Source organism: Paraburkholderia sp. RL18-085-BIA-A, from assembly GCF_046027075.1.
Lineage (GTDB): Bacteria > Pseudomonadota > Gammaproteobacteria > Burkholderiales > Burkholderiaceae > Paraburkholderia.
In genome coordinates, this window is record NZ_JARESU010000115.1 from 1 (window position 1) to 26,985 (window position 26,985).

Here is a 26,985-nt window from a genome sequence, read left to right on the forward strand (position 1 = left end):
ACTCAATGGTTTCGCGACGGTATTCTGGAAGAACGCCGTCCACATAGGCATGAAAGTCATCATCTTCAATTTTTGTGCCGCGCGTATTCATTGCACCACCTTGAGTCTTGCAGCCGGGACCTTCCCCGACATCAGCGAACGCAACCGCTCCCGACCACGCGACAGACGCGACATGACAGTGCCGATCGGGATGTCGAGCGTGAGCGCTACGTCCGAGTAGCTCATTTCTTCAAGACCGACGAGCAAAACGACCTCCCGCAGGTCGAGCGGCAGTTGCTGCAGGGCGAAGTCGAGATCGCGCAATTCAAGCGATCCGGCCGGATTTGGTGTGACCGCCATTTCGTCCCTCTCGGCTACGCCTTCATCCTCGATGCCGACATGCATCGCCCGCATCGAAGCCTTCCGGATCGTGTTCACGTATAGGTTGTGCATGACCGTAAAAAGCCAAGCACGCAGATCCGTGCCTTTTTCAAAAAATTCGGTCTTGGACAGCGCCCTCTCGAGCGTGTCCTGGACGAGATCATCGGCGTGCTCACGGTTGCTCATTAACGCTCTGGCATACCGTCGCAACCGCGGCACCTGTTCAACGAGTTGGTCGCGAAATTCCATCTCATTTCCTCGTGGCTCCAGACTGTCTGCAAGGCTACTTTTTAGCGGTCGAGTTGGCGGCAAGCATTAAGCCTCGAGTGCGCGCCTCACCGGCAATGACATAACGACTCCAGCCGCTACGCCACGTGAGGAGTCGCGCAGTTCCGACTCGATGAGCTATCCAGGGGTTTTGGACGAACCGGTACATTGCGAGGGTTGACGCGTATATCAAGGGCTCGTTTTGAGCGTTCAGATAGATAAAAGAATCCACACGGGTGAACAATCCGATGTTCATTGAGCGTCGACCGACAAGACGCAATCCAGCGTCGGTGAAGTCCGGTGCCCCGATGCCTGAGATATACACTGTCTGTGCCGCCGCCCAGCGTTCACCTTCCGCTCCCTTAAGCGCCATAGTTACCGCTGCGTCCATCTGCTCCGGGTTGACGCGTGTCGCAGCGATCCACCCCACGAGTCCCGTGAGTGCCATTACAAGAACGGCTATAGCACGCGCCATACGGCGCCCCGCCCTTGCGCGCGAAACTCGGGTGCACTGGGCGCGCATGCGATTCGATCCGGTCTCATCAGCCTGTGAGCCAACCTCGCGCAACAGCGTGTTGAGCCGGGCATAGAAGCCAGCGCGCCGGGCCTCGCCGGGTTCTGATCTAAGGTAGTCCACCACAAGCAACGCTCTGTCATCAGGTAGCGTTCCGTCCACGTATGCGTGAATATCTGATTCGTTAAGTGGACGTTCCAACGCTCTATCATTGGGCGCCATGCTGTTCATCCTCGACGCGGCAAACAGGCCGCCTACATCAATACCAACAAACGGAAGCGGCGCTGATTCCGAGATGAAGGCGGATAGCGGCACTGCACCGGGGGAGCATCCGCCCGGTGCGGTGATTCGGACGCATCGATCAGCCCCCGGAGAAGATATTGCAGAAGCTGACCGGGCCGACGCAGTCGTCCGGTTTGGAACTGGCAGTACGGCGCGGCGATCCAGCTTCGACATGGGAGCCCATCGGAACTCCGCCGACCGCTTGACTGGTTTGCGCGGCCGAAGCGTTGGCAGCCACCTTCGCTTCCGCGGCCTGGATGTCATCCGGGTAGTGAGGATCCTCACCGGTGGCCGGGTTGTATCCCGCACGCTCCAGTTGCACGAGTTCTTCGCGAACTTGCGCCCGTGTGATCGTGTCCTCCGAATGCGCGAAAGTAACTGCCGGCGCGCACAGGGTCACAGCGCAAAGGAAGATTTTCGAAACGGTGTTCATGACGTGTACTCCCAAGTTCATGGAAAAATGTATCCGATTTAGTTAGGTATTTAGGCAACTGATATGCATCACATCGACGATATTTGCAGTTGCTTCACTTCCACGAACACAGCGGCTACATCGATATTCCAGACCTACTTGCCGAAATATTTCGCCGGCATGGTGGAATATCCGGGCCCCGAATGGGTTATTTGCTATCCGCTGGTAGCCAGCCAGCTATTCCTTTTGCGACGCGCCCTGAAATCCCGCTCCGCATGATTGCGGCAACAATTGGCTGAGGCGCGACAGCTCTATCCCGGGTCAGATGTCTTCGAACGGCGCGTTCTCCTGGCAGTCGTCGGCTACTTCGATCCGGGCGGGAATACAAGTTCCAGCTGGGAGCCCCGGCGTGAGGAGGTAGAACCATCGTTCACCGTCAGACAGGGGGCCCGGGTCGTTCAGCATACGGAGCTTCCGTTCACTGAGTACAGCGATGCCCAGCACATAGGCCTGCTTCGGTTGCACGCCGGTAGCGGCCTGGAGAACCTGCACGAGCCCCTGGTCGAACAACGCGATAGTTGTAGGTGCATTTCCGGCGTCCCGCTGCTTGCCCGATCCCACCGAAATCAGTGCAATGTGGGCACTCTGACCAGCCAGGCCGAGCGTCTGCAGGTTCTGCGTACGATAACCTTCCGGCACCGCATTCCGCACATAGGTAACAGCAGTCTGCGGCGGCAGGGCAATGGGCACAGTTGAAATGACCGTGTTGGCGTTCTCGAGACCGGCGCAGTGCTGCCGTTCTTCTCGGCGCGGGAATAAATGGAGGGCCTCTGTGTTCGCCAAAATGAAGCCTCGTTCAAAATCCACTGGGGCTCTCGAATGATCGGTGGCTGGTTCGATTACTTAATATGGAGGAAGACAATCATGAAAGCAGCAGTCGTGCGCCTGATACCGCTGGCCTTGATGGTCGTTAGTTCGTTTGCCTTAGCATCCAGGCACCTCACCCCTGATGAGTGCAATAGCTATCCGTTCAAGCAGACGCAAGGCACGCCGTCGAAGGCGGATGTGGCTCGCGAACTGGCAGAGCTGGAATCGTTTGGCTACCGGCCTGCGATCGACAACTATTCCCCCGACATCAGCGACGCCCGAAACCGTATGAACGCCGAGTACGCCAGGGACTGTCTGCCTGCGAACTCCACGGCCGGCAACTCGGCGACAAACGGCTAGGTCTGCAATCGTCCAAGGCTATTGGGGCTAAAGGGCGCTCAGCATGAGTACTGCCAACCGCAACATGCTGGCGCCCGACTGCAACGCGTGCTGCCGCGAGCGCGTCGTGCAATTGAATCCGCCGATGCCACCTGACATTCTGGTTGAGGCGCAACCCGTCACTCATGGAAGTCCGCTTTCCTATTTTGACGCCAGTCGGCTAGCTTCACGCACGATGCGTTGTTTACTGCAACGGTACGCAAACCACAAATAGCGTGCATTTCAGAAGGGTAATGAACCGGTCAGTTTCCAGTCACCTCTCACGCCTATCATCGGAGCGCGACGCTGTTATTCCGAACGTCGCCAAGATATGACAGCGCAAGCTGAAAGCAAGATCCATGAAATTTGCAGAATATTACCTCGCGGCCCTTGCATCCTCATGCCATGGGCCCGGAATCGCACACGACGGGATTGTGGATCAGACTCGGCAACCGGTGGTGGCTGCGCCGGCACACGCGACATCAGGAGGAATTTAATGCGGAAAATTGCAATCGTCGGCGGCGGGCAGGCGGGTCTTTCTCTCGCCCTCGCACTGCTCGGTGAAGGCTATGAAGTCAGCGTGGTGACGAATCGGACGCCGGATGACATTCGAGCCGGCCGGGTCATGTCAAGTCAATGCATGTTCGACGCGGCGCTCCAGATCGAACGCGATCTCGGGCTCAATCATTGGGAAAAGGACTGTCCCCCCGTCGAAGGCATTGGACTGACGGTGCCGCATCCGGAAGAGCAGGGAGCCAAACTTATAGACTGGAGCGCAAGGCTCGAACGATACGCGCAGTCTGTCGATTATCGAGTGAAACTACCGGTCTGGATGCAAGAGGTGGAACAGCGCGGCAAGCTCCTTATCGAGGAGGTAGGTGTTGCGAAACTCGAGGAGCTGGCTGAAGACAACGATCTGGTGATTCTCGCCGCCGGTAAGGGCGAGGTCGTTCGTTTGTTCGAGCGGGACGCAACGCGCAGCGCGTTCCACAAACCGATGCGTGCATTGGCGCTTACGTATGTGAGAGGGCTCGAGCCGCCTGCTGACTATTCGCGCGTCGCGTTCAATTTAATACCGGGGGTCGGCGAGTACTTCGTGTTCCCATCTCTCACGACCAGCGGTCCCTGCGACATCATGGTCTTCGAGGGTGTGCCTGGCGGCCCGATGGACTGCTGGGCAGACGTCAAGACTCCTCAGGCGCACCTCGCACAAAGTAAAAGGATTCTTGATACGTATCTGCCATGGGAGGCCGGTCGCGCGCGCCATGTGGATTTGACCGACCCGAACGGTATCCTGGCCGGCACCTTTGCTCCAACCGTCCGCAAGCCAGTGCTCACGTTACCTTCCGGCAAGCTGGTGCTGGGTCTCGGCGACGCCGTCGTAGTCCACGACCCGATCACGGGACAGGGGTCCAACAGCGCTGCTAAAGCATGTCGTGTCTATCTTGAAGCCATTTTGCATCGCGGCGATCAGCCGTTCAGCCGCGAATGGATGGAGCAGACATTCGAACGGTACTGGGACTACGCACGGTGGGTCGTCTCGTGGACGAACTCGCTTTTGTGTTCGCCCCCGCCGCACATATTGAAGCTGCTCGGTACGGCAGGGCAATGTCCGCCGCTCGCGAGCGCCATCGCCAACGGTTTCGACCATCCCCCGGCATTGTTCCCATGGTGGCTGGACGCGCAAGCGTGCGAAAAGTTTGTGTCGAGTAATCTTTCCGCAATGACAACGGCCTAAGGGGCAATCATGGGCCAGAGCACTATTGCGCGCTGGATGCACATCCGCTATCTGCCGTGAATGTCCTCAACGGCCGATGATCGACTTGCATCGTCGCATTCAAACGGCCGTAAAGTAGGAGGACCGGACGCCCCAATCTCCGAGCAACGATGCAGGCGAACGGCCCTTCGTGACCGACTGCTGCCCGATGCGGAAGGCAGTGGTCGGACCCGCAGCAGCCGTTCGACAGTCCGATAGCGGACGTTCTGCAGCCAGCTTCGCTGCGGGCCCCCTCCAGTCGTTCATATTGTTCCGCACATCATAGCGGACCGTCTTATTTCAACAGAACCCGTTCCGTTCAAACAGATCGCGGAGGTAATCGGTCGCTTTTGAACTGGCCCGTGGTGGGGCTGGCGCAGCTTGCATGTGGCGAGTACAGTGTGGTTGTCCTGCGGCCCATAGCCAGATTCTTTCCCGCTGGTGACCTCACCGCCAGCGGGGTGCATCGTCACGGGGAGACTACTACTCTCGCTGGACCGCGCTTAATTCGCTCAGTCACCTCAACGTATTCCCCTGAGAGAAATCACACCCCGCAGCGTGTTGCGCGGATGCCATTGCAGACTCTCAAGATTCGTCAGGCACAGCTTGGGGATCCGCCGTAGTATCGTTCCCAACGCGCTTTCCAGTTCGAGCATTGCAAGACGCGCGCCGAGACAGTAGCGAAAGCCTGCGCCGAACATAATTGAGCGGCTTGTACTTTGGGCTCGCTGAATGATCAGCCTGTCTGGCTCGTCGAATTGCGCCGGGTCGCGATTTGCGGCGCCAAGTGACAGAAGCACGAACGTGCCCTTGGGCAATGTGACGCCGTCGATCTCCGTGTCCTCGAGCGCCACACGCTGCACGATCTGCGCCGAACTGTCATAGCGCAAGCACTCGCTGACAGCTCGCGGCACTAGTTCGGGACGTGCCCTCAGTTGGTCCAACTGGTCAGAATGCCGATGCAAAGCAATTAGCGCATTGCCGATCGCGTTTGACGTGGTTTCGTGACCCGCGGCGAAGAGCAAGATCCCATTTGAAATGATTTCATTTTCACTGAGCGTCTCTCCCTCGTCATTCACCGACAACAATGTCGAGATCATGTCCGTGCCTGGCTTTCCGCGGCGCGCCGCGACGACGTCCTTGAAAAAGGCCTCAAGGTTGCGGGCCGCCCGGTTTGCGCGGGCGAGTCGGTCCGCGCTAAGCGGCGCTGGTTCGAGCGACTCAGCCACTTGGCCGACTTCGGCACCGAGCATCAGCGCATCTTCGACGCACAGATCCATCATCCTGCATATGATCCTGATTGGCATTGTTACCGCAAATTCGGACATGAGGTCGAACGGCTCGTCCGCCGGCAACGCGTCGATCAGCTCGTCGGCGACAGACTGCGAAATGCCTTGCAGCAATTTGATTTGTTTCGCACTGAACGCCTTCATCAGCAGTGCCCGCAGCCGCGTATGCGCGGGGGGATTCATCATAAGAAAGACATTCGACGACCCCGTAACCAGGAATTAAAAGCAGCCTGAATTCAAAACGTCGAGGCGACAACTAGCTGGAAAACTTCCGTGGCCAGCGCCAGGCTCGAACGGCGCATGCGCGACATCGAGTCAAGAATCGCTCGCTATCGCGCGGCGATGGACACAGCGAATCGTCAGGAGCCTGCAATCGCGAAGGCCAGGACAGAGCGACTGCAGGACAAGATTGCGTGAAGGAATAGATGCGAGGCCTCAAGGAGATCGAGATCCAACTCAACGCGGCACCTGACGGTCAGGTATCGCTCACGGATCCGGATGCCCGTTCGATGAAGACACGAGGAACGGGAGTCGTCGGCTACAACGTCCAGACGGCGGTTGACGCGAAGCACCATCTGATCGTCGCGCACGTCGTTACCAATGACGGCATCGTGATCAGTTGACGTCGATGGCGAAGCTTGCCTGTACAGAGATGGGTGTCGACAAGCTCACCGCAATTGCAGATCGCGGCTACTACAAGAGCGAAGAGATACTCGCATGCAATGAGGCTGGAATCACCGCATTTGTACCGAAGACAGTGACATCAAGCGCAACCGCTCATGGCCGCTTCAGCAAGGACGATTTCATTTACGACCCACAGACGAACGAATATCGATGTCAGGCAAGCGAGCGGCTCATCCGGCGATTCTCGACCGTTGAGCGCGGCCTGAAACTCAGTAAGTGTTGCAATTCGAATTGCCAGCAATGTTCCCTTAAAGAGGTCCGCACGCCGGGTCCGCAACGCCGGGTGACACGCTGGGAGCACGAAGCCGTGCTCGAAGAGATGCAGGCGCGACTTGATCATGCCCCTGAGATGATGCGAATCCGGCGGCAGACTGTCGAGCATCCATTCGGCACGATCAAGGCGTGGATGGGCGTAACCCATTTCCTGACAAGAACCATCGAGCGTGTGAGCACGGAGATGAGCTTACATGTGCTCGCGTACGACATGAAGCGGGTGATCAAGCTACCCGGTTCAGAAACGCTTATGAAGGCGATGCGGGCGTGACGCCCGCATGGAGTTGTTGAGCCTGTGCAATATGTGCGGTTGTGATTTGACGCTTGTGTTCCCGCACTTCACCAGCCGCCACCCACTCCGGCCATTGGACCCCGCGGCAGCTCATCGGCAGCTTACTGAGGGCGGACATCCAAGCGTGCGTGCCTGGCCGGCACCCGCGAACAATAGTTTGCGACTCACATGACGAAACGTCAGTGCCACGGGTGGTGCCAGGGATATCAGTTTCCGGATTCTCTTCTGTTGCGGCGATACCATCTGCTTGAAAGCCGCACCAGCCGGAACGTTGATCCGGCTGCCAACACCAGAAGGGCACCGAACAGGCTGTAGTCGACGTTACACATCAGATCCGTCAGATAGAATGTCGGAAGCGCGACGAGCGGGTGGTAAATCGCGCGACTTATCAGGTCTTCCATCGATTTCTCGCGGTAGCTTGGCTGCACAAGCCGGCAAGTCACTGTGAACGCGTCAGTCAGCAAAAGCGGACGAAATATCGAGATTGTCGCAGCGGGTGCGTCGCTCGTCATGCCGGCAGACACCAGCTGCTGGCGTGCCTCTGCTCTGCCCACTGTGCGTTGCCGGACACGACCCAAATGGACTGACACATTGTCAATGCCCGGCATACAGGGAACGGGGCGAAATTGCATTTGCCGCCCGACCTGTCTGCGAGGAACCGGCCTCCGCGATACCGCCCACGGCGTCGGCCGCGAGCCGGGCACCATCCTGTTTCGCAATTTTTGCTTCGGCGGCCTGGATGTCGGCGGGATAGTCCGGATCGTCGCCTGCCGAGGGGTTATAGCCCGCCTGTTCGACATGGATGAGATCCGCGCGCACCTGCGCACGGGTCAACCGGCCGGATGTGGCTTGCGCGAAGGTCAGTGCCGGGCTCGCGAGCGCGCTGACGACGAGCGTCAGGCAAATAAGCGTCTTCATGACTTGATCGCCTTCAATGAATGATGGGTGGTACTGGGCAATCGGTTGGCGTGCGCGACATGTTGCTGCGTCAGCCGCCAAAATACGGCGTACAAAAGCTGACCGGTCCGACGCAGGAAGGAATAGCCGCATGACTTTGACCGGTGCCGGCTTTGCCTGCCGCTTCTCGCTGGCCGGCGGCGCTCGAACCCGACATGCCGGCACCCGTGCCGCTTTCGCTTTGCTGCTTGAGCTGGGCTGCCTGTTGCGCAAAGACCGGGTTGACGTCGGGGTACGACGTGTCGGTCACGAAACGCAGGCCGTTGTTTTCTGCCTGGATCAGTTCCTGACGGACTTCCGCGCGGGTCTTCTCCTGGGCGGACGCGCTGGAAGCGATGCCTGCCGAGGCGAGCAGGATCATGGAAAGGCTCAGCACAAAACGCTTGTTCATTTCGAACTCCTAAATTAATGATTAAGAAATAGGCACTGGCTACATCATGGTGAACACAGAAAACCTGACTCTATTCCCAGCAGGGACTGCCAGGGGCGATGCTCGTCTGCCGCGCTCGTGGCGCAAGTCTGCGTGAGCCGGGGTTGCATGTGCAGATCTTGTCTGGCGCCTCCATGTACACATCGTATTCACGAGGAAGACAGAAATAAAATATATTGTTGGGATACGATCCATATCAGTAACTCATGCCACTGAAAGGTGAACGCAGGGTTGTGCCTCCAAACGCAGTGCGAAGGAAGGCTTCGCGACAGGTACGACATGTGTGGCGTGGTCCAGCGCATGCGCAGTTTCCGGAAATTACAGTTGCGATGAACTTTACTCATCTATTGGCGTTTTTCGAGGTCGCGCGCGCGGGCAGCGTTAGCGCGGGGGCCGAACGTCTGCGCGTGAGCCAGCCGGCGGTCACGCGGGAAATCAGGGAACTGGAGGAACGGCTTGGACTTGTGCTGTTCGACCGGCTGCCGAGAGGGGTCGCACTGACGGACCCGGGGTCGATGCTGTTCCGCTATGCCGAGCAGATCTTCTCGCTTGCCGACTCGGCGGAATGGGAACTGCGGGAACTGGCCGGTCTCAGCGCCGGGCATGTAAAGATAGGCGCCAGCGCGACGGTCGGCGTGTATCTCGTGCCGGAGATGATCGCGCGATTCAACGCGAGCCACCCTCAGGTCGCGATCGACCTGACGGTTACCAATACCGAGCAGGTCGAAGCCGGTTTGCGCAACCATGCCTTCGCACTCGGCTTCATCGAGGGGCCATTCGATAACACGATTCTGCATTCCCGTCCGATCGGCGCCGACGAAATCGCCGCGGTCGTCGCGGCCGAACATCCACGTGCCGGGCAGAAGCTATCGTCGCGCGATCTGACTGCGCATACGGTCATTCTGCGTGAGCCCGGTTCGGGCACGCGTGCGGTTGTCGAGGAGGCTTACGGGCATATTGGTCTGCAAATTGACCCACTAATGTCCGTCAGCGACACCGAAGCCATCAAGCGGATGCTGCTTGCCCAACACGCCATCGCTTACGTTTCGCTGCTCAGTGTGAAGGACGAGTTGCGCCGTGGCGAGCTGACGGTGCTCGAAGTGGACGATCTTCGCATCGAGCGCTCGCTGCACATGGTGTGGCTCAAGGGGCGGTCGCTATCGCCGAGTACGCAGGGTTTTTTCGACCTGGTGCTGGCGCGGGTCGCAGCGGATGCCGCAGCGCGCTGACGTTGTTGGCCGCGAGGCCTGCCGCGGTGGCGTCCGCGTTTCGTATGGCCTGCTCAGGGTGTTCCCGCGAAGACATCGGGCACAGCAGTTCTACTAGCGTATGCACGTAACTTCGCATGCAAGCATCGCGTCTGAACGCGACATAGGCAGTGTGTGAGCCGGGCGCGTGTTCGAAGGGTAACGCGCGCAAGCTGCGATCACGTTCCATGTCGAAAGCGATGTCCTCGACGATACCGACACCTAGCCCCAGCTCGACGTAGGTCTTTACCATCTCGGCGTCGGCCGCGCGCAGCGCGACATCCGGTATGCCGTTACCGTGCCTGAAGATCTCATGTCGCCCGAACATGTCATCGTCGACGATCAGCGGGAACCGTGCGAGGTCGTCAGATTCGAGCCGCGCCTGTGCGGCAAGAGGGTGACCGGCAGGCACTACGGCAACGGGACGCGAGATCGTGCAAGGCAGCGTCAGCAGCTTCTCGTCGCCGGACAGATCCCCTGGCGTCAGCACGAGGTCAGCTTCGGCGCTGCGGAGCATCTCTGACACCTGGCTGGCCGAGCCTTGCAGGATCGAAACTACGACCTTTGGAAAGCGCGCCCTGAACAGTACGATAGCGTTAGGGAGCAAATAGCGGGCGTACGTATGGGTGGCCGCGATAATCAGTTCACCCTGATCCTGAGCCACGTAATCCGCGCCGACGCGTTTCAGGGCTTCGACCTCGCGAAGAATCCGCTCGGCTGCCGCAACAACCAGTTTGCCCTGGTCGGTGATGGCACTCAGCCGCTTGCCGTGGCGCGTAAAGATCTCGACGCCCAGTTCGTCTTCGAGTTCGATGATCGACTTTGAGATGCCGGGCTGTGACGTGTAGAGGGCTTTCGCGACGGCAGTCAGATTGAGGTTCTGACGAACCGCCTCGCGTACGAAACGGAATTGATGCAGGTTCACGCAGCGGTCCCCCGACTGGAAGATGGGCGCATGCGGGTCGACCGAGGACACCCAGCATGCGATGCAAGCGGATGGTCCGCGCGTTCAGCCGGCGTTTGCGTTGGCGTTGGCCTGGTAGGGCTTGAACCCGTACCGTTCGAAGATCGTGAGCCCTTCGGGCGAGCGGATAAAGTCCAGCCAGCGTCGGGCCGCCTCGGCGTGAGGCGCATGTGTTGTCATGGCGCCCGCATAGATCGCCGTCGTGTTGTCGGCGACCGGAATGTCCACGTGACTGATGGGATGACCGGCCTGTTCCTCGAACATCGCCTCGGACTGCCATGTGACACCTGCTTGCGCCTTGCCCTGCATGATCCACAGCGGCGTCTGCCGGTGATGGATATGCGTCAGCACGGTCGACCCGTCGGCGACTTTGGTGCCGTAGACTTCGTTCTCCAGCGTGTCGCCGCCCGTACGTTCGAGCGACGCCTTGATCTGCCGTGCGATCCCTTCGAATGCGGGATTCGGCATCGCCAGCCTGATGTCCGGTTTGCCGAGATCCGCGAGTCCCGCGATATGAGCGGGATTGCCCGAAGGCACCATGATGGTCAGCGTGTTTGTCACGTACGGCACCGCCGGCGCCTGCAGACGTCCGGTGTCGATCTGCTTCTGCACGGCCTTCAGTCCCGCGAGATACACGTCGGCTGGGACAGTCCAGGTCATGTTGCCGACCGTGACCGTGCCGCTGCTTTCCATCTGCTTCACCAGCAGGCCTGGAGGAATCGTCTCCCAGTAGACATGGCCTTTGTACTGCGGGTAACGCGCCTCGAATGCCTGCACGAGCGGTGCCATCGCAAAGAAGTAGTTGCCGCCGACATAGAGCACCAGCGCCGGGTGAACCGGGTCACCATGGAAATCGGCAAGATTGTCGGCGTCGGGTTCGGTGAAAGACAGACCGCGCACTGGACTGTCGTTGTTCGCGCCGTGTTGCCACGGTGGATAGACGTCCTGGCTATGCGCGGTCCCTGCGGTACCGGCGGCCGGGTCGCCCTCGGCATAAGCGGACCCGATGAAGAGCGTCCCAATGACCCCCATCATGCATGCAGCGAGAGTTTTTCGGTTAAAGGTAAACATGTTACGCACACCATATTATAAAGAGTGATGCGGGTACCGTGGGACAGTTCGCACTGACCCAGGTGCGACGAATGGGCACTTACAGCGGCATCAGCGCGTAACCCTGCTGCTGGAGCGTCGTGATTGTGGTCAGGGCGGACAGCGCGAGCGTGACATTCGCACTGATCCAGTCATACTGGAAATGATGCTCGGCCACTGCCTGCCCGCATACCGCGATCGTCACACCGGCCTTCTTGAGCTGGACAATCAGCGGGAGATTGGGGTTGGGCACGCCGTACGCTTCCCGGTAGTGGGCATCGTCGAGCGCAAGCGGCGTCGCTGCGCCATAAGCAACTGCAACGAACTTGAGCTTTGCCAATGGCACGCCTGAAGCCGCATAAAGATTGACCGTGCGCGCAACATGATCCAGGGCCGGGTTGACCTTGTCCGGCTGTGCAGCCGCCTGTGTCATTGCAAAGACCACCTTGTAGGTGTGCCCCGGCTGTGGTTTGAACGCGCTGTCGGGCAAATTGTGCATCTTGCCATAGTTCTGAATTGTGGGTGTCGTCCAAAAGCCGGCCGGATCCGCCGGCGCGGCGTGGGCCGAGGCCGACGCGAGTGCGACCGCCAAGGCAGCAAGAAACGTTCTGATTTTGTTCATGGGTCAATTCTCTTAACGAAGTGGCGTCGAAAGTAAATAAAACCGGCCGACCCGGTCATGAAACGAAGGCGCGCTCGACCACGTAGTGTCCCGGGGCAGATTGGCTCCCCTCCTCGAAACCACGTGCATCGAGCAAGGCACGCGTATCGCGCAGCATCGCGGAACTGCCGCACAACATGATCCGGTCGCGTTCGGGCGAAAATGACGGCAGTCCGGTGTCCGCGAATAGCGTTCCCGTTTCGATCAGATCGGTAATGCGGCCGCGGTTGAGAAACGGCTCGCGAGTGACCGTCGGGTAATAGATCAGTTGCTCGCGAACCGGCTCACCCAGGAATTCGTGTTGAGGCAGCACCGCCATGACGTAGCCGCGATAGGCGAGTTCACGCGCGTGCCGACAGGTATGGGTCAGCACGATACGATCGTAGCGTTCGTATACGGCCGGATCGCGAATCACGCTCATGAACGGCGCGAGGCCGGTGCCGGTGGACAGAAGCCATAAGACCCGGCCGGGCAGCAGGTTATCGACGATCAGTGTGCCCGTCGGTTTGCGGCCAATCAGTAGCGGATCGCCGCTCTTCAGATGTTGCAGCCGCGACGTGAGCGGGCCGTCCGGAACCTTGATGCTGAAGAACTCCAGCTCTTCTTCATAGTTCGCGCTTGCAATGCTATAAGCACGCGTCAACGGCCTGCCGTCGATTTCAAGACCCACCATGGTGAACTGGCCGTTTTCAAAGCGAAACGACGGATCGCGCGTGCAGGTAAAGCTGAAAAGTGTGTCCGTCCAGTGGCGAACGGACAGTACGGTTTGCGCATTCAGGTTGCTCATGGTAGCAATGTGTGACGAACGCCGGCAGGCGATCGCGCGAGGCAGGCCTGTGTGGCCGCCTTGCCGCGTACAACTCCGGCGTTATGGGTTTATTCCTTGCGGAACGGGTAAAGTCAATGCACCGTCACTCGATATCGGAAAAGACTGCGCATTGATGCATGCATGAATATCCTCATACGGTCACGATCCCTCGTACACCGTGGCATCGAGGCGTGCCAGCAAGCCGTCTTTCTCTCCCCGAACCAGCTGGTTGTAGACCTACTTGCGCGTCAACCCCTGGGGTTGCCGGACGGCGGGGTCGGCGAGCGCGGGCTGAGTCAGGGTAATCTGCGGCTGCGACGCAACTGCGTCCTGTTTATCCGCATGTGCCGCCGAACACAACAGCAATTCCGCGAGCGTCAATGCGACAGGGGCGCCGGAGTGGACGAGCTTGCTCATTTTCGGTCCTTTCAGTTGGTTGGATGCAGCCCGTTGCGATCGATCAATCGACGGGAGTGCATGGACCCAGTGTAGGGAAGCGGGTGATTCAAGAAAAATACAATAGTGATATCTCTGCCATGCGTTGCGTATATATGTGCATTCTGAAAGTAAAATATAAGAATTCAATGTCGTTAAATTACATATAAAAAAATTATGGCGCCAATGCCATTAATGTATTTTCGTGGAAGCCCCTACTTCTATACGCTGCACAGCGATGATTGGTCGATCCGTGATCGCCGCCGGAACGGGCTGCGAACCTCCAGTCAGACGACGCATATTCACTTCAGAGGTTCTTCCATGAGTTCAATTGCATTCGGTGCGGCCAGTCGCGAACGCGCCATGACCGAACAGGACAAGCGCACGTGGCGCATTTCAGCCATTTCCCTCATGTCGGTCCGTGCCATTCAGGGCTTTATCTATTGGGGAGGCGGGTCGAGGCGATTCATTTATGCGCCCGGCAAGCTCAATCCGCATGCCGCCCACTGGATGGCCAACAAGTTCCAGACGGCGATGCCGGGAGCCCTGCTCGGTATGAATTACGTGATCAGCTTCATGCTGCATCACTTCTATCTGCTGTATGCCGGCGTGATTCTCTTTAGTGCCGCCGAACTGATCGTCGGGCTCATGCTGATGGCGGGCCTCTTTACGCGCGCCGCGGCGCTCGCTTCAATGGGCTTTTCCGTCATGCTCATGCTGATGTTCGGCTGGCAAGGGGCAACGTGCATCGACGAATGGACGATGGCGGCCTGCAATCTCGCGATGGGCGCGACGTTGATGTTGGGTGGCAGCGGCGCGTGGTCGCTGGACAACGTCCTGCTGCGCAACAAACCACAACGCGCTGACAGCGGTTGGTTTCAATGGGCTTCCGGCAGCAAGGCCCTCCCGCTTTCCGATACCGGTTTTCGCAACCTCGCGCTCGCGGTATTGAGCTTTGTGGTCGTGTTCAACGTCGGGACGTACAGCTACTATCGCGGCTCAGTCGTGACGCCGTTTCATAGCGGCCCAATAAGCCCTACCGTCCATCACCTGACATTGGACAACGCAACTATCCTGGCTGATGGAAGCGTGCGCTTTCACGTCGCTCTGGATGCCGGGACGCCTGAAGCGCCAGTGCATGTCGTCGGGGTCGCGCTGCTCGACGCGAACAAGACGCCAGTCGCGCAATGGAACGCCGAAGCGCTCTCGAAGATGCCGAGGACTGCGTTCAACAACGACTATGCCTATAACAAATTCGGGCCCGGTCCATTCGGCCTGCGCGCAGCGATGGGCGCCGCTTCGACGGTCACATTGCCTGCGCCGCCTGTTCATACTGGCGCGATCGGCAGTGCACGCACACTGCAACTGACGGATGTCGATGGACGCGTCTTTTCGACATCTCTGCAAGACGCATCAGAGGTCGTGCATTGATGGGACCGATCGATCGCCACCAGTCGTCAAGTTGCTGCTAAGGAGGCGCGGGATCCAGCGGCCGGAGTGGGGTCGTGCACTGCCGTTCGACGACGGTCAAAGCGGACGCTCGCCAAGATTGCTCACTTTGGTCGGGTTAGGAACGGCGGATTCAACCAGTGGATGCAATAGTTTGCTGGAATCGTTCGGCGGGCGTTTCGCAATTCAGAGTCTTCCTGGGACGTTCATTAAGGCGTCTCGCTACGGCGTTGAGTTTGGCCTGTGAATACACCGACAGGTCGGTACCTTTCGGGAAGTACTGACGCTCAATAGTCCATTCGTGTTCTCATTCGACCCACGCTGCCACGGATGTTGTGGGTCGCAGAAGTAGACAGCGATGTCAGTGGCGACGGTGAAGCGTTTGTGCCCAGCCATCTCAGTTCCCCGATCCCATGTCAGCGATTTGTAGAGCTCCTGCGGCAATTTTCTGGCATGCTTGATGAGCGCATTGATGACCGTTTCACTGTCCTTGCTGGCTTTCTTCACCAGCATGACATAGCGTGTCTGGCGCTCGACGAGCGTCGCAATCTGGCTGCTCCCGCTGCCGCACAGAAGATCGCCTTCCCAGTGTCCCGGTACCGCGCGGTCTTCAACTGTAGCTGGACGTTCGCTGATCGGCACCGTGTCGCGAATCCTGCCGTGGTCGTCCGTCTTCTGCGTGTGATGGCGCGAACGGCGCATGGCCCGGGTGCGCCGCAAATGTTCCAGCAGTTCCTTCTTCATGGCGCCACGGGCCTGGATGAAGAGGCTGCGGTAGATGGTCTCGTGGGACACGTGGTAGTCCTCGTTGGCCGGGTACGCACGCCTGAGCCATCCGGCAATCTGCTGCGGTGACCACTGCAACTGGAGCTTGCCTGCCACGATGTGCGCCAGCGTTCGGTGCTCAACCAGTTTACAGGCTTTGGGACGCTGTGCCCGATCCCAGGCAAGCTGGACGGCATGGTTTGCTCGGTAGCCGTCCTGTCCGCTGTACGCTTGATCTCGCGGCAGATGGTAGAGGGCGCCCGTGAAAGGCACCTGGCTATTGACTGGATCGAATCGCCAGCAACGAGTGCCCTCGATATCTCCTCGCGCTCGGCCAATGTTAGCGCCAGCCGGGAGCGATGTCGCTGGGCCGGTCGGATGCCGCCAGTTTCGGCCAGAATTCGTTGTACGGACGAATGGTTTCGATCAAAAAGCTGGGCAATATGCTGGAGGGATTCTCCCTTCTGCCAACGTTCCCACATCAGCGCTTTCTGCTTCTCGCTGTAATAAATCCGGCGTCGCTGTTTCATCTGCAACACTCCCACTGCTTGCGCAGTCTTCAGTGTGTTGCATCCACCGGTTGAATCCGCCACCCTCAGCCGCCAGTCGGACTTTGGATGGAGCAACGACCGCTTCCAAGGCACAACCGCCTGTCGAGTGTTCGCGGTGTTCCTAGGTGGCAAAACATCAGGAGTTTATAGACTGGGCGATAGGCCGCCATCGATTCGCAGATTCATGCCGGTGATGTATCCCGCAAGTGGACTCGCAAGGAAGGCGATGGCATCCGCAATCTCATCCAGACGACCAACCCGGCCGACGGGCACCTGAGCAAACATCGGCAGGACGGCACGCTCGATGACCTCCCAGGGGGCATCCTTATCCGCCGCGCCACGCTCTACAGCGACTTCGCGGAAACGGCTATCGAGGGCGGAACTATGTATCGTGCCGGGAGAGACGGCATTGACGGTGACCCCGTCTGTGGCTACTGCCTTTGCCATTGATACAGTCATAGCGTTTATGGCCGCCTTGCAGGCCGAATAGTCCGGTGCCGTGGGTGGTGCCATCGTTGCGGCGAGGCTCGAAATATTGATTACGCGTCCCCATCTGGCTTGCTGCATGTTAGGCAACAGCCGCGTAGTGACACGAAGCGCAGCCAGGACGTTGCGATCATAGGCGGACGCCCACGAGGCGGGCTGTGTGTTTGCCCAGCTCTCTTTTGAGCCACCCGAGCCGCCGGCGTTGTTGACCAGGATATCGATAGTGCCAGCGAGCTTTTCCGCATCCTGGATCAATCGATGCACATCGTCGTCCTGCGTCAAATCTCCAACCACGGCATAGGCATGGCCGCCCTGCGCGGTAATCTCATTGGCAATTTTCTCAACCTGCGCTTTGTCTCGACCATGAACGATGACGGTTGCCTTCTCCAGCGCGAGTTTCCTCGCAATGGCCTCGCCAATCCCTTTGCTGCTTCCCGTGACCAGTGCTTTCCTACCATACAATTGCAAGTCCATTGCGCATAACCCATTTTTAAGCTGCAGGAATGTCTCAAGTTAGAGGGAAATAATGGACGAAACAAGTACGCACCTTTATGTGCCCATTCCGCCGGAAGAACGGGAGGCCTGTCTAGGGCCGAACGGTTCGGTAGCGCACGTGACAAGAGTGATACGGATGATCCACGGCCGCTGGAAGCTGCCGATCCTCTTCAGGTTATACGCCGACCCTTCTATGCGCACCTTGCAGTTGAAGCGGGACTTGCCAGGCATCTCGCAAAAAATGCTAACCCAGCATCTCCGCGAGCTAGCGGACGATGGCTTGGTCGAGAGAGTTGATTTCCATGAAAAGCCCCTGCGCATCGAATATCAATTATCAGAGATGGGAAGACAACTGCTGCCGGTCCTGATAGCAGCGCGCAGGTTTTCGACCAGCCACCCAGCGTGACGGCCCGTAGAAACGGGACGTTGAATGGCAGCTTCCTGGGGCGGAACCGACGCCTGAATGTCCGAGCGAGGTGCGGGCGAATGGCGATTCATGGCCGGTTGCACTCGTTGATTGAGCGCGACTGGCGGGCCAGCGGCTCGACCTACGCCTCTCGCTTGCTTCGCCCATACAGCAGGAGCATCGCCGCGATCACCACGCCGTAGATGATCTGACGCCCCGCCTCCGGCATCTGCGCGACCGAGAGGATCGATTGCAGCAGTGTGATGAGGATCGCGCCGGCCACCGTGCCCAGGTATGAACCCCGTCCACCCAGAATCGACGTGCCGCCGAGCACGACCGCCGCGATCGCCGGCAACAGGTAAGCATCGCCCATCGACTGTGCGGCCTTCGACGCATAGCCCGCGAGCAGCACGCCGCCGAACGCGGCGAACGCGCTGCACACGGCGAAGGCGGTCACCGTGACGAGCCGCGTATCGATGCCAGAAAGATACGCCGCGCGCTCGGTGTTGCCGATCGCGTAAAGCGTGCGGCCGAAGGTCGTGCGCGACAGCAGGAACATCGTGGCGCCGCCGATCACCACCCACAGCGCGACGGCATTCGGCACGCCCGGTACGAGCCAGCCCGCCGCGAGCCAGCGCATCACCTCCGGCGCAGAATCCTGCGGCGACGATCCGCCCGTATAGACAATCATGATGCCCTGCGCGACCGCATTGGTCGCAAGCGTCGCGATCATCGACGGAATGCGCAGCAGTGCGACGAGGATGCCGTTGACGATGCCGATCAGCACGCCGCAACCGATCCCGACCGGAATCGCGAGGACGCGCCCGAGATCGCCGTGCCCCGCGACCGCGCACGCCATCATCGCGCCGACGGTGATCGTCCACGGCAGCGACAGGTCGATGTGGCCGAGCAGGATCACCATCATCAGGCCGGTCGCAATGATGCCGAGGAATGCGCCGACCTTCAGTTGCAGCAGGATGTATTCCGGCGACGTGAAGTTGCGCGAAAACATCCCGCCGACGAGCAGCAGCGCGACGATGCACGCGAATGCGATCACGATCGGCTTGTCGATTCTGCGGGTGAGCCTCGACACGAACGTGGTCCGGCCGGTCGCGGAAGCGTGGCTCATTGAAACCACTCCAGACGGTTGCGCACCCTGAACAATCCGCACGCGCCGATCGCGACAGCAAGCAGAAGAATCATGCCCTGAAATAGCGGCTGCCACAGCGCATCGACGTTGAACACGAACAGCAGATCGCCGATGCAACGGAACGCGAATGCGCCGAAGATCGCGCCGATCGCGCTGCCCTTGCCGCCGAGCAGCGACACGCCGCCGATCACTACCGCGGCGATCGAAAACAGCGTGTATGAGTTCGCGCTGCCGAGGCTCGCTTCGCCGGTGTCCGTGAAGAACGTCAGAAACAGGCCGCCGACTGCCGCGAGCAGGCCGGCCAGCGTATAGCTCACGAACTTCGCGCGGCGGATCGGCATGCCGGACAGGAAAGCCGCGGGTTCGGACGACCCGGTCGCGTATGCCGCTCGCCCGATCGCCGAGCGTTTGAAAGGAATCCAGACGATCACGATCGCGGCGAGCAGAATCGCCAAGCTCGCTGGCAGAACGCCGGCGACCTTGCCCGTCAGTGCGTCGGCGAGGTCCTCGTTGATCGATCCGCCGGGCACAGGGCGCAGCAGCAGCGCCAATCCGTAGTAGACGGCGCCCGTCGCAATCGTCGTCACGATCGGCTGCAGCCGGCCGAAAATGATGATCACGCCGTTCAGCGCGCCGCACAGCGCACCCGCCCCGAGCACGCCGGCGATGCCGAGCGCGCTGTGCAGCGAGTCGCCCGTGACGAGCCACGACCCGATGCAATTCGTCAGCACCAGCATCATGCCGATCGACAGGTCGATGCCGGCGGTCAGCACGACGAGCGCCTGCCCCATCGAGACGAGCGCGAGTAGTACCGCTTTGTTCGCTGCCGTCTGAAATACGTTGGCCGACAACGCCGACGGATAGTTGACGAGATAGATCGCGAACATCAGCACGAACAGGCCGAACGCGAACACCGCTCCGCGATTCTCCGCATACCAGTAACGCAGCCCGCTCATAGCGCCACTCCCGTGGAAGGCACAATCTGTCCGACGGGCAGGTCGAGAGCACTGGCAATCAGGTTCTGCTCGGTGATCGCCGAGCCGACGAGTTCCTTCTTGATCCTGCCTTCGTACAGTACGAGCACGCGATCGCAGCAGCCGATCAGCTCGTCATAGTCGGTCGAATAGAAGACGATCGCGGCGCCTTCGTCGGCAAGACGCCTGAGCAGCTGGTAGAGTTCCTGCTTGGTGCCGACGTCGATACCACGCGTCGGGTCGCTGAGCAGCAGGATCCTCGGCTGCCGCATCAGCCACTTCGCGATGACGACCTTCTGCTGGTTGCCGCCCGACAGCGAGCTCACGGGCGCGTCGACGCTGAACGACTTGATCGCAAGCAGCTCCATCATCTGCTCGACGAGCGACTGCTGGCGGTCGCGATCGATTATGCCCGCGGTGGACATGCGATCGAGTGCGGCAAACGACAGGTTCTCGCGTACCGACATCGGCAGCATCAAGCCTTCGGTCTTGCGGTCCTCGGGTATCAGCGCCATACCGATTTCGTTGGCGCGCGCGGCCGTCGGGCTCCCGATCGACACGGCTTTGCCGTTGATCTCGATCTTGCCAGCGCAGCCGCGCAACACGCCAAACAGCGCGAGCAGCAGTTCGCGCTGGCCTTGTCCGTCGAGGCCGCCCAGTCCGAGGATTTCACCGGGCTGCAACGAAAAGCTGATGCCCCGCAGCGTGTCGCTCCATGCGAGATCATGACAGGCGAGAACCGGCGCGGTGCTGCGGGCGTCCGCGGGCTGGTCCGCCGGTTTGGCCGCGGGTTTGGCAGGAAACGCATGCTGGTACTTCCGGCCGATCATCATTTCGACAACCTCATTGTCGGAGCGCGTGCCAGCTTCGAAGCTCATCACATGGCGACCGTTCCGGTAGACCGTGCATTCGTCCGCGAGCGCCTTCACCTCGTGCATGCGGTGCGAGATGAAAAGCAGCGCGAGCCCCTCTTCGCGCAGGCGCTTGAGCACCTCGATCACGCGCGCGACGTCGGCCGCGGTCAGCGCCGAGGTGGCTTCGTCGAGGATCAGAATGCGCGGCGCGTGTGCCAGCCCCTTCGCGAGCTCGACCATCTGCTGGCGCGACAGCGGCAGGGCCCGGACTTTCGCAAGCGGATTGATGTCGGCGGCGCCCGCTCGCGCGAGCGCCTCCTCAGCCTGGCGGCGTTGGGCCCGCCGGTCGATCATCCCGAAACGTCGCGGCGGGTTCGCAGCGTAGATGTTATCCGCCACGCTCAAGTCGGGGATCAGCGAAAGTTCCTGATACACGCAGACGATACCGGCCGCGTTCGCCTCGGCAGGCGACGCGAACGAAACCTCCCGGCCATCGAAATGCATCGTGCCCTCGTCCGGCTGCACGACGCCGGACATCACCTTCAGCAACGTGGACTTGCCCGCGCCGTTCTCGCCGAGGATCGCGTGAATGCGGCCTCTGCGCACCGTGAGTTCGGCGTGATCCAGCGCGACGGCGCCGCCGTAGCTTTTCGACACGCCCGACATCTGAAAGAACGGCTGCTCTGCATCCTGCAGCATGCTTCGTCTCCGGTCACAGCGCGGGCCATCATCCGATCACTGGTTGCCCTGGTTCTGCTTCATGATTTCCTGCGCAGAGAAATTGATGCCGCAGGTAGGAAACGAGTTGCCGACGAAGAAGTTATCGGAGTCGTTCGGAAAATAGTTGACGTCCGCTTTCAGCTTCGAATCGTCGGTGACGTCGAGCGGCAGCTTGATCGCCACGGGAATCGTCTGGCCATCCAGTGCAGCGAGTGCCGTCTTGATCGCCACGGCCACCTGCGCTGGCCCGGTGCCCGCCGACGTGCACTTCAGGCCCTGGCTCCCATACTGCGCGCAGAACTTGCGAAAGCCGTTCTCCGTCTCGCCGCCGAAAGGCACGAACGGGTGTTTCGCATCGATCATCGCGCGCACGACGCCCGTGTCGCCGCCTTGCGCCGATATGCCATCGAAATGACCCTGCACGGCAATCGCGTCGGCGGCGACCTTTTGCGCGACCCCGTCGTCCCACTTGCCGTAGACCTGGACGACGTTCCACTTCTTGCCGGTGTCGTCCAGCGTTTTCGTGAAACCATTGTGCCGGTCCGTGTCAACCGACGTGCCCGCCACCCCGCGAACTTCGAGCACCTTGCCTCCGTTCGGCAGGTGGCCCGCGAGCCATTTGGCCCACAGCGCGCCGAGCCCATACTGGTCGACGTTGACGTTGATCGCGTCTGCGCTGTCGAGCGTGTTGTCGAAAGCGACCAGCACCACACCGGCGTTCTTCGCGCGGCGGATCGCGGGGCCGAATGAGGAGGGATTCTGCGCGTTCACGATGACGGCGTCATAGCCGGCATCGATGAAGTTGTTGACGGCCGAGATCTGCGCCGGAACGTCCTCTCCGGTCGAGACGACCTTGAATTCCTTGAGCTTGGCGGCAACGGCCGGTTGCGCGGTGTAGGCCTTGGCCGTCCTGATCATCTGGATACGCCAGGTGTTCGCGATATAGCCGTTCACGAGTGCGATCCGGTAGGGCCCGTTCTTCTTCGGATACTTGATGAACTTCGTGTCGCTCTTCCAGGGGACCATGCAGGTGGGATCGCTGGACGGCCCTGAAACGATCGAAGCCTGCGCGAAAGCCCCGCTTGCGCAGAGCGCCAATGCGGCGCTCGCCGCCGCTCGAAGCACGTGGATTCCTGAAAGCATGTTGCCTCCTTTTTGTTCGATTGGACGTACCGATTGCCTGCGCACATGGCTGGTCGTGGACTGCCGGCACGGTGTGCGTGAAGCACGGAACCTTGCGGAGTTGCTATAGCGGGACTGGATCGGACTTGCAGAAGGAGCTTTTCAACGGCGCCTCCTCGAAGCGAAAAGAAGGGCATGCGTACACGCGTTCCCGTCTGACAGTACTGGCATACCAGTCCACGCGCGATAGTGGTTTACCAGTGAGTCCAACGCGCCGGGCGACCGGGCTGAAACCCTTGGTGGATAAGGACTGGGCTGCCGTGAACGGAGGCGGCGCTGCACGGGGATGGAGGTGCCATTTTGACGAAGTTCAGCGGTCGCCCGGTGGCTTCGACCATTTCGAGAGCCGCAGATGGGCGATCTTTCGCACACGTCAACTGACCCAGCCGCCGACGCGGTCGCGGCCGACCGGGCCCGGCTATCGACCCAAAGATCGCAATGGCCGACTTGCTCACGTTCGATCATCTGGCGGGCTTCGGAGCGAACCGGCCGTTGGAATGACGCCTTCGCATATTGCGTCAACGGCAGCTAATGGCCGAACGCGGTCCGATGACGAACTTCCGTTACCGTTAAGCGTTGTTCGCCGCCTGCCCCTGTCTGCTGGACCATGAGGGCACGACGACGTATGTGGGCATGCATAACAAAAGCCCGCGACAGCCGAGGCTGGGCGGGAGAAACTCGCGACAGGGGCGCGCGAGCGAGGAGACACGGCGGTTGCTGGGCGCGGAATCGAGCCGCGTCCTTCCATGCAATCAGATACACGGACGCCCCAAAGAAAACCATTCTACGAACGGTTGCTGCAGTCCTCCGCAGATATCGTGCGCTTATACATTTGGATAGACAGGCTTGAGTCCTACGGTCTTGCAGCCTGCGAAAGTGGTTTAGCCAGCATCTCGCGCAACCGCCCGATCGCTCGCTTGTGCATCTGGCTGATGCGGCTCGCCGTCACGCCGAGCTCGGCGGCAGTATCCTCGCCGCGCCGCTCGTGCATGTGGCGGGCGAGCGCCACGTGGCGCAGGCACGGGGGAAGTGCCTCAAGCGCCGCGCCATCCCGGCGACCGGTTTCGCTCACGGACATTGGCCCAATATCGCCTCATGCGGTTGATTGTCGGATTGTCGATGATCTAGCCGGCTAGCGTCGAATAACCGCAGATGTTTCTAAACGGTCTGCTGCAGTGCACGCTCGGGTTTGCCCGGTTGTCCTGGACGGAGGCGAAGCATAGCCTTCGTGATGATTTGGTCAGAATCTGTTCGCAGGTTGCCGGGTAAGCCAGCCGCTCTCGCGACCTGCGCAGCATGCACAGGTATCTCGACTGCACTCCCAGTTCGGTGCCGGGATGCTTGCCCGTCGTCTTATGGGTCACGCTGGCGTGTCAAACAATGTTCCGAATGACGACTGAAGTGATCGTTTTGGAGTTCAAATGGCTTCGCACAAACCGCTTTACAGATCACTATATTTTCAGGTAATCGTCGCGATCGTCGCCGGTATGGCATTGGGATTTTTCGCCCCGCACACTGGCGAGGCGATGAAACCGCTCGGCGACGCCTTCATCAAACTGATCAAGATGATCATCGCCCCCATCATCTTCTGCACCGTGGTCGTCGGCATCGCCGGCATGGAAGACATGAAGAAGGTGGGCAAGACGGGGGGATTGGCGCTGCTCTATTTTGAGATCGTCAGCATTCTGGCGCTGGTGGTCGGATTGGTGATCGTCAATGTGGTACAGCCCGGCGCCGGCATGAACGTTGATCCGAAGACGCTGGACGCAAAGGCAGTGGCTACGATCACCAGCGGGCGGAAGCTGGAGAGCACGACCGAATTTCTGATGAACATCATCCCCTCGACCGTGGTCGACGCGTTTGCCAAGGGCGAGATACTTCAGGTTCTGTTGTTCGCGCTCATGTTCGGCTTCGCGTTGCACTGGTTCGGCGGTAGAGGCACACTGATCTTCGACTTTGTCGAGAAGATCTCCCACGTGTTCTTCCGCATCGTCGGCATCATCATGAAAGTGGCGCCGATCGGCGCCTTTGGCGCCATGGCCTTTACCATTGGCAAATACGGCATCGGCAGCATGCTCTCCCTCGGGATGCTGATGCTTACGTTCTATGCGACCTGCCTTTTCTTCATCTTCGTCGTGCTAGGACTGATTGCCCGGTTCCATGGTTTCAGCGTGTGGAAGTTGATCAAGTACCTCAAGGAAGAACTGTTTATCGTTCTTGGAACCTCCTCATCGGAAGCAGCGCTGCCTCGCGTAATGGTGAAGCTGGAGAATCTTGGCGCGAAGAAATCGGTGGTTGGACTAGTCATTCCAACCGGATACTCTTTCAATCTCGATGGTACGTCGATCTACCTCACACTGGCTGCCATCTTTATCGCCCAGGCGACGAATACGCCGCTGGACGTCTCGCATCAGCTTACGTTGCTAGCCGTATTGCTGCTGACCTCTAAAGGCGCTGCTGGTGTTACAGGCAGCGGGTTCATCGTGCTTGCGGCAACGCTGTCTGCGGTCGGACATGTACCAGTTGCAGGTCTTGCGCTTATCCTTGGTATCGACCGCTTCATGTCCGAAGCGCGCGCGTTGACGAATTTCATCGGCAATGCTGTGGCTACATTGGTGGTCGCCAGATGGACCAACGAACTGGACCAACCCAGAATGCGCCGGGTGTTGGACAACGAGACTCCAGAGGAAGCGGACGAGCCGGAAAAGGTGTTTGACCGTACGGACGAAAGGATGCCTATCGCTACGGCGGGAGCGCGATCGCCTAACGTCTAGGGAGCGCGCGAACACGGTGATCCTGAAAGGTCTGATGAACGCCGTTTTCGACAGCGTGCGCCTTTCCGACGTGCGTCAGGCTGAATGGCACCTTGTTGATCTCCACGATGTGGCATTGCCGCAAGAGCAAGAAGGAGGCGCATGGACAGCCTTGGTATCGACACTCGCTTCGCCGGCTCGATCCCCGAGCTCTATGACAGTCACCTTGTTCCGTTGATCTTCGAACCCTATGCCGCGGATCTCGCGACGAGGGTAGCTGTGCGCCATCCGTCACGGGTGCTTGAAACCGCCGCCGGCACTGGCGTAGTGACCCGCACAATGGCGAATGCATTGCCCGCGCATATTGACCTCGTTGCGACCGACCTGAACCAGCCGATGCTGGATCGTGCCGCGGCAATCGGCACCCCAAGGCCGGTGAATTGGCAACAGGCAGACGCTACCCGGCTGCCGTTCGACGACGCGAGTTTCGACATCGTCGTCTGCCAGTTCGGGGTAATGTTCTTTCCGGACAAAGCACGTGCGTTTTCCGAAGCTCGGCGCGTCCTTCGGCGCGGCGGCGTGCTGTTGTTCAACGTCTGGGATCGCATCGAGGAAAACGAGTTCGCCGATACCGTCACGGCGGCACTCGCTGATCTCTTCCCCGCGGATCCTCCACTTTTCATGGTGCGCACGCCGCACGGCTATTTCGACCCGGAAGTGATTTCACGCGACCTGGCGGATGGGGGCTTCAGCGCGGCGCCACACTTCGAGACGATTGCGGCGCGTAGCCGCGCGGCATCGGCTCACGTGCCTGCCGTCGCCTATTGCCAGGGAACGCCCTTGCGCAATGAGATCGAGGCCCGTTCTGGCGCAGGTATGGATGAAGCCACGGCAGCGTCCGCCACTGCGATCGCCGAGCGATTCGGCACGGGGCCGGTCGACGGAAAAATCCAGGCGCACGTTGTCATCGCCCAGCGTTGACAGGGCCAGCATTGCCGCGGCATCTGAAGGCCGTCACCGACCCGTTTCGGACGGCCATAGCCTCATCGCGCGAATGGCGGCTTAGGGATGATTGCGTTGAAAAACTGAAGTGCTTTTTCATTGAAGTCTTTGTGAAAGGCGACGCGGTCGAAGCCCTTCTCGTCGACGCAGAGTTCGGGGGCATCCTTGCTCAAGCCTGCGGGACAAGGGGCAAGAAAGGCAAAGTGAGCTGCGCCGGGGACAAGATGATATTC

At 59.9% G+C, this 26,985-nt stretch carries 25 protein-coding genes and 4 pseudogenes; 8 read left to right on the forward strand and 21 right to left on the reverse strand.

What is annotated here, in order from left to right:
• Positions 1-87 precede the first annotated feature (87 nt).
• The 4 genes from P0D89_RS40375 to P0D89_RS40390 form a co-directional block, all read right to left on the reverse strand.
• Positions 88-609, reverse strand: a complete 522-nt coding sequence (locus P0D89_RS40375; RefSeq protein ID WP_408364655.1) for a sigma-70 family RNA polymerase sigma factor — start codon at positions 607-609, stop codon at positions 88-90.
• Positions 610-643: 34 nt separating this feature from the next.
• Complete coding sequence (locus tag P0D89_RS40380; protein WP_408364657.1) at positions 644-1,363, reverse strand: anti-sigma factor; 720 nt, start codon at positions 1,361-1,363, stop codon at positions 644-646.
• 139 nt (positions 1,364-1,502) lie between these two features.
• Positions 1,503-1,856 (reverse strand): DUF4148 domain-containing protein, encoded by a 354-nt coding sequence (locus P0D89_RS40385; RefSeq protein ID WP_408378327.1) that lies wholly within the window; start codon positions 1,854-1,856, stop codon positions 1,503-1,505.
• 300 nt (positions 1,857-2,156) lie between these two features.
• Positions 2,157-2,702, reverse strand: coding sequence for a hypothetical protein (locus P0D89_RS40390; protein ID WP_408364663.1), 546 nt, complete (start codon positions 2,700-2,702; stop codon positions 2,157-2,159).
• Between the two features lie 57 nt (positions 2,703-2,759).
• Here P0D89_RS40390 and P0D89_RS40395 point away from each other — a divergent pair, with 57 nt between their 5' ends.
• Together P0D89_RS40395 and P0D89_RS40400 are read left to right on the forward strand one after the other, a co-directional pair.
• On the forward strand, positions 2,760-3,062 hold the full coding sequence (locus P0D89_RS40395) for a DUF4148 domain-containing protein (protein WP_408364665.1): 303 nt from the start codon (positions 2,760-2,762) through the stop codon (positions 3,060-3,062).
• Positions 3,063-3,576: 514 nt separating this feature from the next.
• The gene (locus P0D89_RS40400; protein WP_408363446.1) at positions 3,577-4,818 is read left to right on the forward strand and encodes a styrene monooxygenase/indole monooxygenase family protein; all 1,242 of its coding nucleotides are present in this window, start codon (positions 3,577-3,579) and stop codon (positions 4,816-4,818) included.
• A gap of 539 nt (positions 4,819-5,357) precedes the next feature.
• On the opposite strand, the gene P0D89_RS40405 is transcribed toward P0D89_RS40400, so the two are convergent.
• The gene (locus P0D89_RS40405; RefSeq protein ID WP_408363448.1) at positions 5,358-6,311 is read right to left on the reverse strand and encodes a cytochrome P450; all 954 of its coding nucleotides are present in this window, start codon (positions 6,309-6,311) and stop codon (positions 5,358-5,360) included.
• Positions 6,312-6,404: 93 nt separating this feature from the next.
• Here P0D89_RS40405 and P0D89_RS40410 point away from each other — a divergent pair.
• Positions 6,405-7,353, forward strand: a pseudogene (locus P0D89_RS40410) (transposase); the annotation flags it as partial.
• Between the two features lie 227 nt (positions 7,354-7,580).
• Here P0D89_RS40410 and P0D89_RS40415 read toward each other — a convergent pair.
• From P0D89_RS40415 to P0D89_RS40425, 3 genes are all read right to left on the reverse strand, one after another.
• Positions 7,581-7,775 carry a hypothetical protein gene (locus P0D89_RS40415; protein ID WP_408363450.1) on the reverse strand — a complete coding sequence of 65 codons (195 nt, stop codon included), beginning with the start codon at positions 7,773-7,775 and terminating at the stop codon, positions 7,581-7,583.
• 193 nt (positions 7,776-7,968) lie between these two features.
• Entirely contained in the window at positions 7,969-8,292 is a 324-nt protein-coding gene (locus P0D89_RS40420) for a DUF4148 domain-containing protein (protein ID WP_408363452.1), read from the reverse strand.
• Between the two features lie 70 nt (positions 8,293-8,362).
• Positions 8,363-8,692, reverse strand: coding sequence for a DUF4148 domain-containing protein (locus tag P0D89_RS40425; protein WP_408363524.1), 330 nt, complete (start codon positions 8,690-8,692; stop codon positions 8,363-8,365).
• Positions 8,693-9,090: 398 nt separating this feature from the next.
• On the opposite strand from P0D89_RS40425, the gene P0D89_RS40430 reads away from it, so the two are divergent.
• Positions 9,091-9,990, forward strand: coding sequence for a LysR family transcriptional regulator (locus tag P0D89_RS40430; RefSeq protein WP_408378330.1), 900 nt, complete (start codon positions 9,091-9,093; stop codon positions 9,988-9,990).
• 25 nt (positions 9,991-10,015) lie between these two features.
• On the opposite strand, the pseudogene P0D89_RS40435 reads toward P0D89_RS40430, so the two are convergent.
• The 5 genes and pseudogenes from P0D89_RS40435 to P0D89_RS40455 form a co-directional block, all read right to left on the reverse strand.
• A pseudogene (locus P0D89_RS40435) lies at positions 10,016-10,933 on the reverse strand (LysR substrate-binding domain-containing protein); the annotation flags it as partial.
• Positions 10,934-11,017: 84 nt separating this feature from the next.
• On the reverse strand, positions 11,018-12,007 hold the full coding sequence (locus P0D89_RS40440) for a substrate-binding domain-containing protein (RefSeq protein WP_408363456.1): 990 nt from the start codon (positions 12,005-12,007) through the stop codon (positions 11,018-11,020).
• Between the two features lie 115 nt (positions 12,008-12,122).
• A complete protein-coding gene (locus P0D89_RS40445) occupies positions 12,123-12,683 on the reverse strand; it encodes a DsrE family protein (protein WP_408363458.1) in 561 nt (186 codons plus the stop codon).
• 55 nt (positions 12,684-12,738) lie between these two features.
• Complete coding sequence (locus P0D89_RS40450; RefSeq protein WP_408363460.1) at positions 12,739-13,509, reverse strand: ferredoxin--NADP reductase; 771 nt, start codon at positions 13,507-13,509, stop codon at positions 12,739-12,741.
• A gap of 258 nt (positions 13,510-13,767) precedes the next feature.
• On the reverse strand, positions 13,768-13,947 hold the full coding sequence (locus P0D89_RS40455) for a hypothetical protein (RefSeq protein WP_408363462.1): 180 nt from the start codon (positions 13,945-13,947) through the stop codon (positions 13,768-13,770).
• A 339-nt stretch (positions 13,948-14,286) separates the two neighbouring features.
• Between P0D89_RS40455 and P0D89_RS40460 the strand changes: the two genes are divergently transcribed.
• Entirely contained in the window at positions 14,287-15,396 is a 1,110-nt protein-coding gene (locus tag P0D89_RS40460) for a TQO small subunit DoxD (RefSeq protein ID WP_408363464.1), read from the forward strand.
• A 151-nt stretch (positions 15,397-15,547) separates the two neighbouring features.
• On the opposite strand, the pseudogene P0D89_RS40465 reads toward P0D89_RS40460, so the two are convergent.
• A pseudogene (locus P0D89_RS40465) lies at positions 15,548-16,709 on the reverse strand (IS30 family transposase).
• A 165-nt stretch (positions 16,710-16,874) separates the two neighbouring features.
• A complete protein-coding gene (locus P0D89_RS40470; protein ID WP_408363466.1) occupies positions 16,875-17,690 on the reverse strand; it encodes an SDR family NAD(P)-dependent oxidoreductase in 816 nt (271 codons plus the stop codon).
• A 52-nt stretch (positions 17,691-17,742) separates the two neighbouring features.
• On the opposite strand from P0D89_RS40470, the gene P0D89_RS40475 reads away from it, so the two are divergent.
• Positions 17,743-18,117, forward strand: coding sequence for a winged helix-turn-helix transcriptional regulator (locus tag P0D89_RS40475; protein WP_408363468.1), 375 nt, complete (start codon positions 17,743-17,745; stop codon positions 18,115-18,117).
• A 142-nt stretch (positions 18,118-18,259) separates the two neighbouring features.
• Here the strand turns inward: P0D89_RS40475 and P0D89_RS40480 are convergent, their stop codons facing one another.
• The 5 genes from P0D89_RS40480 to P0D89_RS40500 all read right to left on the reverse strand — a co-directional run bounded on the left by P0D89_RS40480 (position 18,260) and on the right by P0D89_RS40500 (position 24,075).
• Complete coding sequence (locus P0D89_RS40480; RefSeq protein WP_132380169.1) at positions 18,260-19,246, reverse strand: ABC transporter permease; 987 nt, start codon at positions 19,244-19,246, stop codon at positions 18,260-18,262.
• Entirely contained in the window at positions 19,243-20,223 is a 981-nt protein-coding gene (locus P0D89_RS40485) for an ABC transporter permease (RefSeq protein WP_408363470.1), read from the reverse strand. Before P0D89_RS40485 ends, P0D89_RS40480 begins: the two co-directional genes overlap by 4 nt.
• Entirely contained in the window at positions 20,220-21,794 is a 1,575-nt protein-coding gene (locus P0D89_RS40490) for a sugar ABC transporter ATP-binding protein (RefSeq protein WP_408363472.1), read from the reverse strand. Before P0D89_RS40490 ends, P0D89_RS40485 begins: the two co-directional genes overlap by 4 nt.
• A 36-nt stretch (positions 21,795-21,830) precedes the next feature.
• Complete coding sequence (locus P0D89_RS40495) at positions 21,831-22,958, reverse strand: sugar ABC transporter substrate-binding protein (protein ID WP_408363474.1); 1,128 nt, start codon at positions 22,956-22,958, stop codon at positions 21,831-21,833.
• A gap of 892 nt (positions 22,959-23,850) precedes the next feature.
• Positions 23,851-24,075 (reverse strand): sigma factor-like helix-turn-helix DNA-binding protein, encoded by a 225-nt coding sequence (locus P0D89_RS40500; RefSeq protein ID WP_408363476.1) that lies wholly within the window; start codon positions 24,073-24,075, stop codon positions 23,851-23,853.
• 343 nt (positions 24,076-24,418) lie between these two features.
• Here P0D89_RS40500 and P0D89_RS40505 point away from each other — a divergent pair, with 343 nt between their 5' ends.
• On the forward strand, positions 24,419-25,771 hold the full coding sequence (locus P0D89_RS40505) for a dicarboxylate/amino acid:cation symporter (RefSeq protein WP_408363478.1): 1,353 nt from the start codon (positions 24,419-24,421) through the stop codon (positions 25,769-25,771).
• Positions 25,772-25,912: 141 nt separating this feature from the next.
• Entirely contained in the window at positions 25,913-26,731 is an 819-nt protein-coding gene (locus P0D89_RS40510; protein WP_408363480.1) for a class I SAM-dependent methyltransferase, read from the forward strand.
• 62 nt (positions 26,732-26,793) lie between these two features.
• On the opposite strand, the pseudogene P0D89_RS40515 reads toward P0D89_RS40510, so the two are convergent.
• A pseudogene (locus P0D89_RS40515) lies at positions 26,794-26,985 on the reverse strand (dienelactone hydrolase); the annotation flags it as partial.

Bases quoted from the DNA above. Each gene is read 5' to 3' on its own strand.
- P0D89_RS40375 (WP_408364655.1), bottom strand. From the start codon at position 609: ATGGAATTTCGCGACCAACTCGTTGAACAGGTGCCGCGGTTGCGACGG.
- P0D89_RS40380 (WP_408364657.1), bottom strand. From the start codon at position 1,363: ATGGCGCCCAATGATAGAGCGTTGGAACGTCCACTTAACGAATCAGAT.
- P0D89_RS40385 (WP_408378327.1), bottom strand. From the start codon at position 1,856: ATGAACACCGTTTCGAAAATCTTCCTTTGCGCTGTGACCCTGTGCGCG.
- P0D89_RS40395 (WP_408364665.1), top strand. From the start codon at position 2,760: ATGAAAGCAGCAGTCGTGCGCCTGATACCGCTGGCCTTGATGGTCGTT.
- P0D89_RS40400 (WP_408363446.1), top strand. From the start codon at position 3,577: ATGCGGAAAATTGCAATCGTCGGCGGCGGGCAGGCGGGTCTTTCTCTC.
- P0D89_RS40405 (WP_408363448.1), bottom strand. From the start codon at position 6,311: ATGATGAATCCCCCCGCGCATACGCGGCTGCGGGCACTGCTGATGAAG.
- P0D89_RS40415 (WP_408363450.1), bottom strand. From the start codon at position 7,775: ATGGAAGACCTGATAAGTCGCGCGATTTACCACCCGCTCGTCGCGCTT.
- P0D89_RS40420 (WP_408363452.1), bottom strand. From the start codon at position 8,292: ATGAAGACGCTTATTTGCCTGACGCTCGTCGTCAGCGCGCTCGCGAGC.
- P0D89_RS40425 (WP_408363524.1), bottom strand. From the start codon at position 8,692: ATGATCCTGCTCGCCTCGGCAGGCATCGCTTCCAGCGCGTCCGCCCAG.
- P0D89_RS40430 (WP_408378330.1), top strand. From the start codon at position 9,091: ATGAACTTTACTCATCTATTGGCGTTTTTCGAGGTCGCGCGCGCGGGC.
- P0D89_RS40440 (WP_408363456.1), bottom strand. From the start codon at position 12,007: ATGATGGGGGTCATTGGGACGCTCTTCATCGGGTCCGCTTATGCCGAG.
- P0D89_RS40445 (WP_408363458.1), bottom strand. From the start codon at position 12,683: ATGAACAAAATCAGAACGTTTCTTGCTGCCTTGGCGGTCGCACTCGCG.
- P0D89_RS40450 (WP_408363460.1), bottom strand. From the start codon at position 13,509: ATGAGCAACCTGAATGCGCAAACCGTACTGTCCGTTCGCCACTGGACG.
- P0D89_RS40455 (WP_408363462.1), bottom strand. From the start codon at position 13,947: ATGAGCAAGCTCGTCCACTCCGGCGCCCCTGTCGCATTGACGCTCGCG.
- P0D89_RS40460 (WP_408363464.1), top strand. From the start codon at position 14,287: ATGAGTTCAATTGCATTCGGTGCGGCCAGTCGCGAACGCGCCATGACC.
- P0D89_RS40470 (WP_408363466.1), bottom strand. From the start codon at position 17,690: ATGGACTTGCAATTGTATGGTAGGAAAGCACTGGTCACGGGAAGCAGC.
- P0D89_RS40475 (WP_408363468.1), top strand. From the start codon at position 17,743: ATGGACGAAACAAGTACGCACCTTTATGTGCCCATTCCGCCGGAAGAA.
- P0D89_RS40480 (WP_132380169.1), bottom strand. From the start codon at position 19,246: ATGAGCCACGCTTCCGCGACCGGCCGGACCACGTTCGTGTCGAGGCTC.
- P0D89_RS40485 (WP_408363470.1), bottom strand. From the start codon at position 20,223: ATGAGCGGGCTGCGTTACTGGTATGCGGAGAATCGCGGAGCGGTGTTC.
- P0D89_RS40490 (WP_408363472.1), bottom strand. From the start codon at position 21,794: ATGCTGCAGGATGCAGAGCAGCCGTTCTTTCAGATGTCGGGCGTGTCG.
- P0D89_RS40495 (WP_408363474.1), bottom strand. From the start codon at position 22,958: ATGCTTTCAGGAATCCACGTGCTTCGAGCGGCGGCGAGCGCCGCATTG.
- P0D89_RS40500 (WP_408363476.1), bottom strand. From the start codon at position 24,075: ATGTCCGTGAGCGAAACCGGTCGCCGGGATGGCGCGGCGCTTGAGGCA.
- P0D89_RS40505 (WP_408363478.1), top strand. From the start codon at position 24,419: ATGGCTTCGCACAAACCGCTTTACAGATCACTATATTTTCAGGTAATC.
- P0D89_RS40510 (WP_408363480.1), top strand. From the start codon at position 25,913: ATGGACAGCCTTGGTATCGACACTCGCTTCGCCGGCTCGATCCCCGAG.